Source organism: Komarekiella delphini-convector SJRDD-AB1, assembly GCF_014831675.1.
Classification (GTDB): Bacteria; Cyanobacteriota; Cyanobacteriia; order Cyanobacteriales; family Nostocaceae; genus Komarekiella.
The window spans coordinates 16227-31113 of record NZ_VJXY01000038.1 but is presented as its reverse complement, the minus strand read 5'-3'; the positions used below and the strand labels follow the sequence as shown (position 1 = coordinate 31113).

Here is a 14887-nt window from a genome sequence, read left to right as displayed (position 1 = left end):
ATTCACCATGCAGGTACTACGTTGTCTTCCTAAGCAAGAAATTCTCAACCTCAGTGTCAGTCTGGGGCGTGGCGGTGAAGCTTGTGTTTATGCACTGCCATCCGATAGCAATATGGTGGCAAAGATTTATCACAAGCCAACTGTTGCCCATGCTGACAAACTCCAAGCGATGCTTGCCAACCCGCCGGAAAACCCTACGGCTAGTTTAGGGCATATCTCCATCGCTTGGCCAGAAGTTTTATTGCGATCGGCAGATGGCAGCGGTGGCGTCATCGGCTTCTTAATGCCACGCATTCAGGGGATGCGTCCAATCATCGACTTTTACAACCCCAGAACCCGTCGCCAACACTGCCCTTTATTCAATTATCAGTACCTGCTCCGCACGGCTCGGAACCTAGCGGCAGCTTTCGCTGCTCTACACGCTAGTGGATATTGCGTTGGCGATGTGAATGAGTCAAATATCCTCGTCAGCGATACAGCACTCGTCACCTTGGTAGACACAGACTCTTTCCAAGTACGTGACCCAAACAACAATATTGTTTACCGTTGCTCAGTCGGCAAACCAGAGTTTACCCCACCAGAACTACAGAATAAAACTTTTGCTCAACATGATCGCGAAATTTCCCACGACTTATTTGGGTTAGCAGTGCTGGTATTCCAATTATTAATGGAAGGCACGCACCCATTTTCTGGCATCTTTCAAGGCGCTGTTGAGCCACCGCCCTATGAAGCACGTATTGCTGCTGGACATTTCACCTACAGTAAACAACGACGAGTACCCTACCTGCCTACCCCAATTGCACCCGCTTGGGAAATTCTCCATCCCAGCTTACAAGAATTATTTGTGCGTTGTTTTGAAGAAAGTCACAACAGCCCACACCTGCGCCCCAGCGCTCAAACCTGGCTATCGGCACTAGCTGAAGCCGAAGATAGCCTGATTAGCTGTACTGTAAATCCCCAGCATCGCTACAACAATCATCTGCAAAGCTGTCCTTGGTGTGAACGGACATCAAGATTAGGCGGACGTGACCCCTTTCCATCCCATCGAGCTATAGAAAGTAGAGAACATCTACAACCGCGAATAAAATCGAAAAGACGCTACAATCAAACTCCACGTTCACCACAGCCAGGCATACCAACGCACGCAGTTAATTATTGGCAGCCAATTACCCAAAGTGTTGCGCCTTATCAACCTTCCAGAAGACCAAAATTATACCCGATTATTTGTTGCTTGCTGGGTTTTGGTGTTTTGGGATATTTGGACGTAATGATTAAATTTACTCGTCCGTTTGTTTTCCAAAATGCTTATACTCAACAAACATTAAAGCCTCGTCCGACAATTAAAAAGAACAGTCTCAGCTTCGCAGATTATTATAAACAGGGTCATGCTGCTTACAAAGTGCGAGACTATGATCTAGCAATTGAAAACTTTAGTCAAGCAATAGAAAAAGATCCCAAAAATGCGAAAGCTCGCGTCAATCGTGGCAACGCCCGCTACAATTTGAAAGACTATGAAGGCGCGCGTACAGACTATAGCCAAGCACTGAAAATCAATCCTCAAGAAATTAAAGCTTTTGTGAATCGGGGTAATGCTCTCTATATGCTCGCTGAATATAGTAATGACCCTGACAAAGAGTATAACCTGGCGATCGCAGACTTTAATAATGCTCTACGCCTCGATAGTAATGAAGTAGAAGCTTTAATCAGGCGAGGTATTGTCCGCGCTCAAATTGCCAAATATAGCGGTGATTCTCAAAAAGGTTACAGAAAAGCCATAGCAGATTTTACCGAAGCAATAGACCTCAATTCCTCCAAAACAGAAGCTTACTTTCAGCGCGGTGTTGCTTATTATCAAATCGCCCAATATAGCAGCGATTACGCTCAAGAATACAAAGAAGCAATCGCCAACTTTAACCAAGCACTAAATCTCAATCCCAAGCTAGCAAAAGTGTATCTCAAACGAGGTATGGTTCGTTATGAACTTTCACAATATAGTGGCACTAAATCTAACCAAAATCGTACGCAAGCTATTGAGGATTTACAAACAGCTGCTAAAATCTCTCTTGAGCAGGACGATATGGATAATTACCAGCAAGCACTCAGCCATATGTGCGTAGTTGTAGAAAACAAATGTGATAGTTTATTCCAAAGCTCAAGTATGTTAGAAAAAGCTAACAACAAAAAGTAAATTTTGTTACTAGCAAATATTGGTTTTGATTGTTAAAAATCAGTCCTCATCAGGGTTAGCTCCAACTAACCCTGATTGTTTTTTAGGTAGATTTTGTATTTCAATTAATCTGAAATTTTCCGGTTTATAGATATTTATAAAGCTTTCACAGACAAAAGTTTTTAATTTATCATTCCTTCATAATTTTGAATAAAATATTCGTTAGATTATTTACGGAGAAAAATAAATTAGAAATCAATTTTTCTCTATCCAAGTGCATCCTCTTCATATCGTAAAAGTCAAATAATAATCTACCTGCAAATCTCCGAGGTAATTGCATGAAAGCGGTGATTTTGGCTGGAGGGCTTGGTACACGCCTCAGTGAAGAAACTAGTATCAAACCCAAGCCGATGGTTGAAATTGGTGGCAAACCAATTCTATGGCATATAATGAAAACTTACTCTGCCCACGGCATTAATGATTTCATTATTTGTTGCGGTTACAAAGGTTACATAATTAAGGAGTATTTTGCCAACTACTTCTTACACATGTCAGATGTTACCTTTGATTTGCGATTTAACCAGATGAATGTACATTTTGGTTATGCTGAACCCTGGCGAATCACCTTAGTGAATACGGGTGATAATACAATGACAGGTGGACGTTTAAAACGCATCAGCGAACATGTTGGTAATGACACTTTTTGCTTCACTTATGGTGATGGTGTGAGTGATGTAAATATCACAGAACTAATTAAATTTCATAAAGAACAAAATACCTTAGCAACACTCACCGCAGTTCAGCCAGCGGGACGTTTTGGTGCTATTTCTTTAGGAAATGAGCAAACTAAAATCACTAACTTTCGGGAAAAACCTGAAGGTGATGGTGCTTGGATTAATGGCGGTTATTTTGTCCTAGAACCAGAAGTAATTAACTTAATTGCTGATGATTCTACTATTTGGGAACAAGAGCCATTAGAGAAGCTAGCTGATATGGAACAGCTATCTGCTTTCAAGCATCACGGTTTTTGGCAACCGATGGATACTTTACGCGATAAAAACCATCTAGAGGAGCTATGGAAGAACAGTCAGGCTCCTTGGAAAGTATGGTAGATAATAATAAGTTTTATCTGCATAAAACACTTCAATACTCTGGCTTCAGGTGCGATAGTACTAATGTATGATTTTGCGATTATAGGCGGGGGAATAGTCGGACTTTCCACGGGATTAGCTTTAGGCAAGCGCTATGCCAATGCACGTATTTTAGTATTAGAAAAAGAAAGCCAATGGGCCTTTCACCAAACCGGTAATAATAGTGGAGTGATTCATTCTGGTATTTACTATAAGCCGGGGAGTTTTAAAGCTAAATTTTGTCGTGATGGTAGTCGCTCAATGGTAGAATTCTGCCAAGAGCATGGAATTGAGCATGAAGTTTGCGGGAAAGTAATTGTTGCCACAGAAGAACAAGAGCTACCACGCCTGGAAAAGCTTTACACGCGTGGCTTAGAAAATGGCATAGCAGTCCAGAGAATCAGCCCAGAGGAAGTCAAAGAAATTGAACCCCATGTAAAATGTGTGGGTGCAGTTCGGGTCTTCTCAACTGGGATTGTTAATTACAAGCAAGTTTGTTGGAAATACGCTGAGTTGATTCAACAGCAAGGGGGAGATTTACATCTCAATACAAAAGTTCTGAAAATCTCCCCAAGTGGTAAAAATCAGGTACTAGAAACAAACAACGGTAGCTTTGAAACGCGTTTTGTAATTAATTGTGCAGGATTGCATAGCGATCGCATTGCCAAATTAGGTCAAGTTGACCCTCAAGCGAAAATTGTACCATTCCGGGGAGAATATTACGAACTTATTCCAGAAAAACGCCATCTAGTCAAGACTCTAATTTACCCGGTTCCTAATCCAGATTTTCCCTTTTTGGGTGTTCATTTTACCCGGATGATTGATAGCAGCGTTCATGCAGGGCCAAATGCAGTGCTCAGCCTCAAGCGCGAAGGTTATCAAAAAACCGACTTTAACTTAGGGGATTTTCTGGAAGTCATAACCTATCCCGGTTTCTGGAAATTGGCAGCCAAACACGCCGATGAAGGCATTCAGGAAATCATTCGTTCCTTTAATAAAGCAGCCTTCGTCAGAAGCTTGCAAAAACTAATTCCAGAAGTTCAAGCAGAGGATTTAGTTCCCACCCATGCGGGAGTCCGTGCTCAGGCTTTGATGAACAATGGTTCTTTGGTGGATGACTTTTTGATTGTTCAAGGTCAAAACTCCATCCATGTTTGCAATGCTCCTTCTCCTGCTGCTACATCTTCCTTGGAAATTGGTCAAGCCATTGTGGCACAAATTCCTCAACCGTTGCATTTAGAGACTGTAGTAGCTTAAAAGATAGTTGCTTGTGCTTCTTGGGTGGATGCAAGTAGAATTAGGAATAAGCGATCGCAACTTCAAAATAACTCAGCTTTGAATCTCAACATCTACACTATCAGGAAATGCGTGAGCGATCGCTATTAATTTCTACTTGCAAAAGTAAGTGTATCCTCCAATTTTTTATCAGTTCTACAAAACCGTTTGCATTGACATATATATGTGAAACTTTCCGGTATTACTGATATATAAATGGAAAGTAGAAGTATTGGTATTATTAGCCTACAAAATTTCCACAAGAAGTTATACCAATTAAAGAAAGAATGTGACACATATACCATTGTAGAGACATTGCGTTGCAATGTCTCTATCGAGGAATTTGTTGTAATCATTAATTAAATTGGTATTACTAGAAAAAGCATCTTAATTGCAGATAACTGTTAGCGGAGTTGTGGGGTAACAAGCCATACATGATGCCACAATTTATCGCAGCAGTCATCAATAGAAACATTCCTCCTGACTCAATTGTGGTTGGTATACCCGCTAGAGTAATTGCTTAACGAAATGGAATTGAACTCATCAATACAGAGAATTTAACAACAATGAAAATATTAGTAACCGGAACAGAAGGCTATCTTGGCTCATTATTACCTGCTCTGTTAATCGAACGCGGACACGAAGTTCTCGGCATCGATACTGGTTTCTATAAAGTTGGTTGGCTATACAACGGTACTCAAGTGACAGCCAAAACCCTCAACAAAGATATCCGTGACATCACCCCGGAAGATTTGCAAGGCGTAGAAGCAATAGTTCATATGGCGGAACTCTCCAACGACCCCACCGGACAATTAGCACCCAACATCACTTACGAAATTAATCATCTAGGTTCAGTTCGCCTAGCTAACCTGGCTAAAGCCATAGGTGTGCGCCGCTTCATATATATGTCTTCGTGCAGTGTCTACGGTGTTGCTACCGAAGGTGATGTCACAGAAGCATCACCTATTAATCCTCAAACAGCCTACGCAGAATGCAAAACTCTAGTAGAGCGAGATGTCACACTACTAGCTGACGATGACTTCTCTCCTACTTTTATGCGGAATGCCACAGCCTTTGGTGCTTCTCCTCGGATGCGTTTTGATATTGTTTTAAACAACTTGGCAGGCTTGGCATGGACTACAAAACAAATCAAGATGACTAGTGATGGTACACCTTGGCGTCCATTAGTCCACGCATTGGATATTTGCAAAGCCATAGTTTGCGCCTTAGAAGCACCACGGGATATTGTACATAATCAAATCTTCAACGTGGGAGATACAGCCAACAATTATCGCGTCAAAGAAATCGCTGAGATTATCGCTGCTATTTTCCCAAATTGTAAATTGTCCTTTGGTGACAACGGTGCAGATAACCGCAGCTATCGAGTTTCCTTCGAGAAAATCAACACAATACTACCCGGATTTAAGTGCGATTGGAATGCTCAATCTGGGGCCGAGCAGTTATTTGATTTGTTCAATCAAATAGATATGGCTGAAGATACTTTCTTATTTAGAGGATTTACACGCTTAAAGCAGCTAGAGTATCTGATTCGGACTGAGCAAATTGACCAAGATTTTTTTTGGAAGAAAGCAGTTAAAGTAGCCTAGCGGCAGTAAACAAACAGATACAAATTTCCGAATCAACAAGATTTGATTCGGATTTCTCTCATCTACCAAGTTGTTTACCATCAATGAGATTTAGTTTATGAGAATTGCCCAATGTCGTTTTAGCTATCAACCTTTACACCATACCTTTGTTGATTTAGGAATGTCACCTTTAGCCAACGCTTATCTAGCAGCGGAACAGCTAAATAATGCCGAGAAATTTTATCCACTTCATGCTTATATCTCAGAAGATAATCTATTAGTTCAACTAGAACAGTTTGAAACTCCAGATCAAATTTTTAGCGACTATGCCTACTTCTCTTCCTACTCAGCAACTTGGTTAAAACATGCCAAGACTTACACCGATATGATAGTAGATAAGTTTGGCTTAAATCCTCAAACTCAAGTTATTGAAATTGCCAGCAACGACGGCTACCTACTGCAATATTTTGTAGAGAAGGGAATCCCAGTTTTAGGAATAGAACCAGCGGCAAATATAGCCAAGGTAGCTCAAGAAAAAGGTATTCCTAGTATAAACAAGTTTTTTGGAGTTGAAACCGCTAAAGAACTAGTTATACAAGGAAAACAAGCTGACCTTTTAGTAGGCAACAATGTCTTAGCTCATGTTCCAGATTTAAATGATTTTATCGCCGGGATGAAACTCCTTCTCAAGCCGAACGGTATCTTGACAATGGAGTTTCCTCACATTTTACAACTCATTCAACAAAATCAGTTTGACACTATTTATCACGAGCATTTTTCTTACTTTTCGTTTCTGACTGTAGAAAAAATTTTTGCAGCGCACAACTTAAAAATTTTTGATGTGGAGGAATTACCAACTCATGGCGGTTCTTTGAGAATTTACGTCAAACATGACTATGCTGATAATCCCATTATTAGCGAACGAGTTAGCCAAATCAAAGCAAAAGAAATTGCTGCTGGATTGCACCGGATAGAAACTTACATTACATTCGGAGAAAAAGTCAAACAGACAAAGCACAAGCTATTAAGTTTCATACTAACGGCTAAAGCCAAGGGTAAATCAATTGTTGGCTATGGTGCGCCTGCTAAAGGCAACACACTGCTTAATTACTGTGGTATTGGTAAAGATTTTATCGATTACACAGTAGACCGCAATCCCTACAAACAGGGATTATTTTTACCTGGAACTCATATTCCTATTTTTCATCCAGACACAATCCGCGAAACTAAACCAGATTATGTACTAATTTTACCTTGGAATCTCAAGGAGGAAATTATGGAACAAATGGCATTTATCAGTGAGTGGGGTGGACAGTTTGTAGTGCCAATTCCTGAAGTGCAAGTTTATTCATTACCTGTACGAAATCTGCTGTCCATAGTATCGTAATTCTCAAATAGAAGCAGTGTGAATTTTTACTTACACTGCTTCTTCAATTTAAATTCTTTCTAAAAGACTGTTTGGAAAATAACTAAAAAATATCATAATTTAGCACTATTAGTTTTAAATTTTTCCTGGCTGAGTGCATTAACAGATGAAATATTTTATGAACGTTGCTTTTCTATTGAAAATTGAAACATTACATCTGACGGTGCAGTATATCAAACAGTAGTATAGTAGGCTCTACAAAAACTGATTATTTCTTACCATGAATAAACTACTGACCATTGCTATTCCTACTTATAATCGTGCCGAATTACTTGATAAACAGTTAGCATGGCTGGCTCAAGCTATCAAGGGCTTTGAGTCTGAATGTGAAATTTTAGTTTCTGATAATTGTTCTACCGATAATACTCAGGATGTCATAAAAAAGTGGCAGATTCAACTTAGTTCGATCACATTTAAAGTAAACAAAAACTTTAAAAATTTAGGAGTAGTCAAAAATATTATTTATTGCTTAAGCTCTGCAACAACAAAATACGTTTGGACAATTGGTGATGATGACCCAATTCAGGAAAGAGCCGTTGGTTATGTCATCGACAAACTCAAGCAACACGAAGATTTATCATTATTATTTCTCAACTTTTCTGGACGGAATAAAATTACTGGTGAACCAGTACATCCACCAACTATAGTTGATAATCGTTGGTTTGATGTTGATAGCGAAGATGCTTGTGGTGATGGGAAAACAATATTTGAACATTGTTTTTCTAAAAGTGTTGGAGCCGTTATATTTTTGACTGCTACAGTGTACCGTACCGATTTAGTAAAACGCGCTTTACAAATTTGGCAAGATGCTGAGAATAACTGGATATCTTTGGCATATTTAGCTGGTTATTGTGCGGCTCATGGCAGTGTAATTGTGACTAAAGAGACTTATTTAGAATGTATTGTCGGTGTGAGTTATTGGCAGAAAGAACCGAAGTCTGCACTATTAATGCAATACAAACATATACCGGAAGTGATTTTAAAACTGGAGGAGAGTGGATATTCTAAACAATTTTGTAGACGAATGCTTTTGCAAAATGGTAGAGAAGTAAATTTAAAAGTCTTCTTAGGCGCTTTAAGAAGATGGCCTTTATCTGCTATTAAAATAGTTATTCCCTTCTTGGCTTTAGTTAGCTTGTCAGCATTTGATGTTATGGCTTTTAAAGAATTTAAAATATCCGAAGCTAGTGAACCATCTACTCAAGAAATGCGAGCTAATAATAAACGTTCTGGTACTAAATCGGTGTTAAAAACAAAGTGACCATACCATGCTTAACAACATTAAAGACAAAATAGCTTCACTGGAATCTGAGTTATTTCATAGATTAGCTCTTTTGAAACATGCTCCTAATTTGCCTGCATTGGAAGAAGGCGATCGCCAAATTCTTAATACTCTCAAAAAAGACGGTGCTTATGTTACAACACTTGCCGAATTAGGATTGAATTCTACCTCCGAACTGCTCAAAACTACTTACAATCAATTGTCTCAGATGGAAGAGTTAAATAACGAACATCTAGACAAAAAATGGCCGCAAATTTACACAGTTACAGATTTACCAGAAATCTCTGCCTGGGGAAGGGAGAAAAGACTACTCAACATCATCGAAAATTACATTGGTCTTCCTATTACTTTTCACGGTGTACATTTACGCAAAGATTTCAAAAGCCACAATCAGTTTGGTACGCTACTCTGGCATAGCGATGCAGAAGACCGCCGCATTATCAAAATCTTTATTTACTTAAATGATGTCGATAAAAAAACTGGGCCTTTTGAATACATTCCGCGTTCTTTAACCTCCTTATTTAGTTTGAATTATTGGCGAATTTACTACAAACTTTTGAAGTCAAGCTATTTAGGCATCAACGATGAAGAGGTAAAAGAAGTTATTCCCAAATCAGCTTGGAAATCATGTGTCGGCCCAGCAGGAACAGTGATTATTGTAGATACGAAAAATACTTTCCATCATGGAACAGTACGTACAGAAGACCGCTCAGCGTTATTTTTTTGTTATACAGCCAATCCCCCCGAACGCCCAGACCTTTGTACTCAATACTGGGATGATACTTATCCCAGTATTGAGTTAAAGCAACAAGTAGAAAACAGTCGATAGTGGATCAATTGTCAACTTTTTATTAATACTAACCCTTGTAATCTATGATATTCACCGAAACCGCACTCAAAGACGCATTCATCATTGATTTAGAAAAAAAGCCAGATCACCGTGGTTTTTTCGCACGGACTTTCTGCGCTCAAGAATTTGAAGCACACGGGTTAAAGCCAACAGTTGCTCAATGTAACCTATCTTTCAACTACAAAAAAGGCACTCTGCGGGGAATGCACTATCAAATACCAGCAGCAGAAACAAAATTAATTCGCTGTATTAAAGGTGCTATCTATGACGTCATTATTGATATGCGTCCTGAGTCGCCGACTTTTTTATCACATATTGGTGTAGAACTAACAGCAGATAACCACCGCGCCTTATATGTGCCAGAAATGTTCGCTCACGGCTATCAAGCACTTGCGGATGAGACTGAAGTTGTCTATCAAGTGGGTGAATTTTACATGCCTGGGTATGAGAAAGGTCTACGCTATGATGACCCATTTTTTAATATTGATTGGCCCCTAGATGTGACTGAAATTTCTGAGAAAGATTTAAATTGGCCTTTATTGAGAATGATGACTGTTGGGGGTACAAGTTCTAGATAGATATAGCTCTTAAATAGTTTGCGATCGCCCGTTTGTACGAGCTTCATTCTGCTTTAGTGGGGATTACAGCATATCTTAGATTGCTATATTTAATTGCCAATTAACAACTGAAAAACAGCTGCTAAATCCTCTTTGTGTAGTCGAAGAAAATTGGAAAATACCAAATGCCAAACAATACCATAACTCATCTTACTACCTCTATATCTTCTTTGATCAAAAAGGTAAACACTCGCATCAAGTACATCAAAACGTTGCAGGTTGTTTCCCTAAAACCAAACCAACCTTCTAAAGGAAATGTACTTCTTTCTTATCGGATTGAACCATTCTTATTAAAACCAGGTCAACCTGTTCCCAATGACCAAAGTTGGAATTGGGAGTGTCTGCTCATCGCGCAAACTTTTTTAGACCTTGGTTATAGCGTTGATGTTATACAATTTCACAATGATGAATTCGTTCCTCAAAAAGACTACGCATTTTTTATTGATCTACGCCATCGGCTAGAAGCACTTACACCATTACTCAATAAAGATTGCATCAAAATTTTCCACGTTGATATTGCTAATATGGTGTTTCGCAATGCAGCTGAATGTAACAGGCTTTTAGAACTACAACAGCGTAGAGGTATTACTTTACGTCCCCAGCGTTTTGAAACGCCTAACTTGGGAATTGAATATGCCGATTACGCTACTGTGTTAGGCAACGATTTCACAGTTAATACATTCAAATATGCCAACAAACCGATGTTTCGTATCCCTATTTCTTCGTCACACGTTTATCCCTGTCCTGACGGGAAAGACTTTGAGGCGATCAGAAAGCATTTTCTGTGGTTTGGTGGTAGTGCTTTAGTTCTCAAAGGATTAGACTTAGTTTTAGATGCTTTTGCTCAAATGCCAGAATACCATTTAACGGTTTGCGGCCCTGTCAGTAACGATAAAGAATTTGAAAAAGCATTTTATAAAGAGTTGTATGAAACACCAAACATTCACACTCATGGTTGGGTTGATGTTAGCAGTCCTGAGTTTTTAGAAATTACAAATAACTGTTTAGGACTTGTTTATCCATCCGTTTCTGAAGGACAGGCAGGAGCGGTAATCACCAGCTTACAAGCCGGGTTAATTCCGATTTTGACCTACGAATCTGGTGTAGATGTTCACGATTTTGGCGTGATTTTAAAGAATTATTCCCTTGAAGAAATTAAGGCAACAGTTAGAAAAATTGCCAATTTGCCTGGAGAAGACTTAAAACTAATGTCTTGTAAGGCATGGGAATATGCAAGAGAAAATCATACCAAAGAGAAGTTTGCTGAGGCTTACCGAAATGCTGTGGAGCAAATGATAGAACATAGGCAGAAAAACTAACAAGATTCCCGACTTCTTAGAGAAGTCGGGAATCTAAGCCGAATATAGAGAATTGGTATATCAACGAACAGTTCTATAAAGGAGTTTAGTTAATGATTATTATCGATCGCGCCTTACAAACCCGCGCAGCAGCAGGCAATCCCATCAAAGTAGGGATGATTGGTGCTGGCTTTATGGGTAGAGGAATTGCCAATCAGATAGTCAATTCAGTGCCGGGGATGGAGTTAGTTGCTATCTCTAACCGTAGAATTGACGCCGCCAAGCAAGCTTATTCAGAAGCGGGAATTGAAGACATTCAAGTTGTTGCTAGTGTCGGCGAACTAGAAGATGCGATCGCCTCTTCTAAGTATGCCGTCACAGAAGATGCCAACTTACTTTGCCGCGCCGAAGGAATCGAGGCCATAATCGAAGTTACGGGTGCTGTAGAGTTTGGTGCTCATATCGTGTTAGAAGCGATCGCTCATCGCAAACATGTGATTATGATGAATGCCGAACTCGATGGCACTATCGGCCCTATCCTCAAAGTGTATGCCGATAAAGCCGGGGTGATTCTCAGCGCTTGTGATGGCGATCAGCCAGGGGTGCAAATGAATCTTTACCGATTTGTGAAAAGCATTGGTTTAACTCCGCTATTGTGCGGTAACATTAAAGGACTTCAAGACCCCTATCGTAATCCCACCACCCAAGAAGCATTTGCTAAGCGTTGGGGTCAAAAACCCCACATGGTAGCTAGCTTTGCCGACGGAACAAAAATTTCCTTTGAGCAGGCGATCGTTGCCAATGCCACAGGGATGAAAGTCGCCAAACGGGGGATGCTGGGATATGACTTCAGCGGTTATGTTGAAGAAATGACCCATCTTTATGATGTTGAACAACTCAAACAACTAGGCGGTATCGTCGATTATGTAGTTGGAGCAAAACCCGGGCCAGGCGTGTATGTATTTGCCACCCACGATGACCCCAAGCAACGCCACTACCTCAATTTGTACAAACTAGGTGAAGGCCCCCTTTACAGCTTCTATACTCCCTATCACCTCTGTCATTTTGAAGTTCCACTATCTGTCGCGCGTGCTGTCCTGTTCCAAGATGCTGTTATGTCTCCATTGGCTGGCCCCCTTGTGGATGTTGTTACCACTGCCAAAATCGACCTAAAAGCAGGGGAAACCTTAGATGGCATCGGCTACTATATGACCTACGGACAATGTGAAAATTCCCACATCGTCCAAGAACAAAATCTTCTACCAATTGGTTTAGCTGAAGGATGTCGTTTAAAGCGAGATATTCTTCAGGATCAAGTCCTTACTTACGAAGATGTAGAATTGCCCAAAGGTAGACTCTGCGACCAACTACGAACTGAGCAAAACGCTTATTTTGCCCCAGAAAAAATTCTGGCAGCAGTAGGGTAGATTCTAGATTTTATAGATAGTAATAGCAATTTTTCATGTATGGTCATCAGAATAGTTAACTGTCTGCTCTCAAAATCAGAACAATATCAACATTCCTAGATACCAATATCATAAATAAATGGTGTATTACTATCTAATACCGATTCAATTAATGATTGCAACGAATCCTTTGGTAGAGACGTTGCATTGCAACATCTCTACTATCTGTCGCATTAGTTTTTTTCAATTGGTATAAATATTCTGGTATCGGCATAAATCAATTAGGAAGATTTTCTAGATACTGTGTAGATATCTCAAGCAATATTTAGAGGATATTTGAAAAGCTGCTCTTAATACATAAAGTTCTTGTATAACTTCTTAATCCTTATTTTTCAAGGATTTATACGGATATACAAATATTGTGTACTTCTCAAATATCCTCCTAAAGGTTAAGTAGAAAGGCTGAATTAAATGAGAGTTCGTAGTAACTAGCTCTAGCTCTTTAAAACCTTATGCAGAGCGATAAATCACTCACTACGAACGAAAGTTATACTACTGAACACTAAAGTTGTTGATAGTTTGCTGCTTAACTTTCAAAAAAGCTTTATTAGAACTTTAGGTAAGATTAATGAAAATTGCTCTAGTCCATGATTATTTAACCCAGCGCGGTGGGGCAGAGCGCGTGTTTGAATTGCTATGTAAACGCTACCCCGAAGCTGATATTTTTACATCTTTGTACGATCGCCAAAAAACTATTGATGTAGGTGAGCGTATAGTTAACACGACTTTTTTGCAAAAGATTCCAGGTGCAGCAAAGTATTTCAGGTTGATCGCTCCCCTATATTTCCCGGCTTTTCGGGCATTGAATCTGCAAGAGTACGATTTGATTATCAGCAGTAGTACCAGCTTCGCCAAAGCAGTACGAAAACGCTCAAATGCCCGCCACATTTGCTTTTGTCATAATGTTACCCGTTTCTTATGGGACACAGAAACTTATTTACGGGAATACGGAGACTATCGATACTTTGCTCCTTTAATTGAATACATCTTTCAATTGATGCGAAACGTAGACCTGACTTATGCTCAGGAACCTGACTTGTACATTGCTAATTCGAGCGTTGTCGCTCGGCGCATTCAAAGTATTTACGGTAAACCAGCAATTGTAATTAACTATCCAATTGATACTAGTAACTTTATTTTTTCGGATATAAAAGATGAATATTATCTGGCCTCAGCTAGAATGATCAGCTATAAACGTCTTGATATAATCATCGAAGCTTTTAATTGGTTAGGGTGGCGGTTATTAATATCAGGTGACGGGCCAGAACAAGAGCGGTTAAAGTCCAAAGCATTAGATAACATTGAATTCTTAGGACACGTAACTGATGGAACACGCAAAAACTTATTTTCTAAAGCTAAATCTATTATTGTTGCAGCTTTAGAAGACTATGGCTTAGTTCCAGTAGAAGCTAATGCTAGTGGAACACCAGTCATCGCTTATGGCGCAGGTGGAGTATTAGATACTCAAATACCTGGAGAAACAGGGGTCTTCTTTAAAAGACAGACACCCGAATCTTTGCAAGCTGCTTTACTAGAAGCAGGAAAAATCACTTGGAATTACGATCATATCCGTAATCATGCAGTGACAAATTTTTCTGAAAAAGCATTCTTTAGCAAAGTCGAGAAAATTATTGGTCAAACGCGTGGCGTGCATCAGTCATTCATTTGATTTGTTGAGTGTACCTCTACGGCGAAGCAAGCTACGCAAAGAGAAGTTTGAGCTGAAAAAGCCTCCGCTCAGAACTTCGGCAGGGTTACATTCGCATAGCGTCTCGAAGAGAAGAGAAGGA

The 14887-nt window shown here is 39.7% G+C and carries 11 protein-coding genes; all 11 read left to right on the top strand.

Annotated features, from left to right (window positions below; all coding sequences use genetic code 11):
* Window positions 1-7 precede the first annotated feature (7 nt).
* The 11 genes from FNW02_RS26405 (at window position 8) to FNW02_RS26355 (ending at window position 14766) form a co-directional block, all read left to right on the top strand.
* Window positions 8-2188, top strand: a complete 2181-nt coding sequence (locus FNW02_RS26405) for a tetratricopeptide repeat protein (protein ID WP_191760454.1) — start codon at window positions 8-10, stop codon at window positions 2186-2188.
* Between the two features lie 317 nt (window positions 2189-2505).
* Window positions 2506-3279, top strand: coding sequence for a glucose-1-phosphate cytidylyltransferase (gene rfbF, locus FNW02_RS26400; RefSeq protein ID WP_191760453.1), 774 nt, complete (start codon window positions 2506-2508; stop codon window positions 3277-3279).
* Window positions 3280-3342: 63 nt separating this feature from the next.
* Entirely contained in the window at window positions 3343-4554 is a 1212-nt protein-coding gene (gene lhgO, locus FNW02_RS26395; protein WP_191760452.1) for an L-2-hydroxyglutarate oxidase, read from the top strand.
* A 584-nt stretch (window positions 4555-5138) separates the two neighbouring features.
* Window positions 5139-6179: an NAD-dependent epimerase/dehydratase family protein gene (locus FNW02_RS26390; RefSeq protein ID WP_191760451.1), complete on the top strand. Its 1041-nt coding sequence runs from the start codon at window positions 5139-5141 to the stop codon at window positions 6177-6179.
* 97 nt (window positions 6180-6276) lie between these two features.
* Window positions 6277-7545, top strand: coding sequence for a class I SAM-dependent methyltransferase (locus tag FNW02_RS26385; protein WP_191760450.1), 1269 nt, complete (start codon window positions 6277-6279; stop codon window positions 7543-7545).
* A gap of 259 nt (window positions 7546-7804) precedes the next feature.
* Window positions 7805-8845 (top strand): glycosyltransferase family 2 protein, encoded by a 1041-nt coding sequence (locus FNW02_RS26380; protein WP_191760449.1) that lies wholly within the window; start codon window positions 7805-7807, stop codon window positions 8843-8845.
* Window positions 8846-8852: 7 nt separating this feature from the next.
* Window positions 8853-9695 (top strand): phytanoyl-CoA dioxygenase family protein, encoded by an 843-nt coding sequence (locus tag FNW02_RS26375; protein ID WP_191760448.1) that lies wholly within the window; start codon window positions 8853-8855, stop codon window positions 9693-9695.
* Between the two features lie 44 nt (window positions 9696-9739).
* Entirely contained in the window at window positions 9740-10294 is a 555-nt protein-coding gene (rfbC, locus tag FNW02_RS26370) for a dTDP-4-dehydrorhamnose 3,5-epimerase (protein WP_191760447.1), read from the top strand.
* 164 nt (window positions 10295-10458) lie between these two features.
* Window positions 10459-11652: a glycosyltransferase gene (locus tag FNW02_RS26365; RefSeq protein ID WP_191760446.1), complete on the top strand. Its 1194-nt coding sequence runs from the start codon at window positions 10459-10461 to the stop codon at window positions 11650-11652.
* A 92-nt stretch (window positions 11653-11744) separates the two neighbouring features.
* Window positions 11745-13058 carry an NAD(P)H-dependent oxidoreductase gene (locus FNW02_RS26360; protein ID WP_191760445.1) on the top strand — a complete coding sequence of 438 codons (1314 nt, stop codon included), beginning with the start codon at window positions 11745-11747 and terminating at the stop codon, window positions 13056-13058.
* A gap of 607 nt (window positions 13059-13665) precedes the next feature.
* Complete coding sequence (locus tag FNW02_RS26355) at window positions 13666-14766, top strand: glycosyltransferase (protein WP_191760444.1); 1101 nt, start codon at window positions 13666-13668, stop codon at window positions 14764-14766.
* Window positions 14767-14887 lie beyond the last annotated feature (121 nt).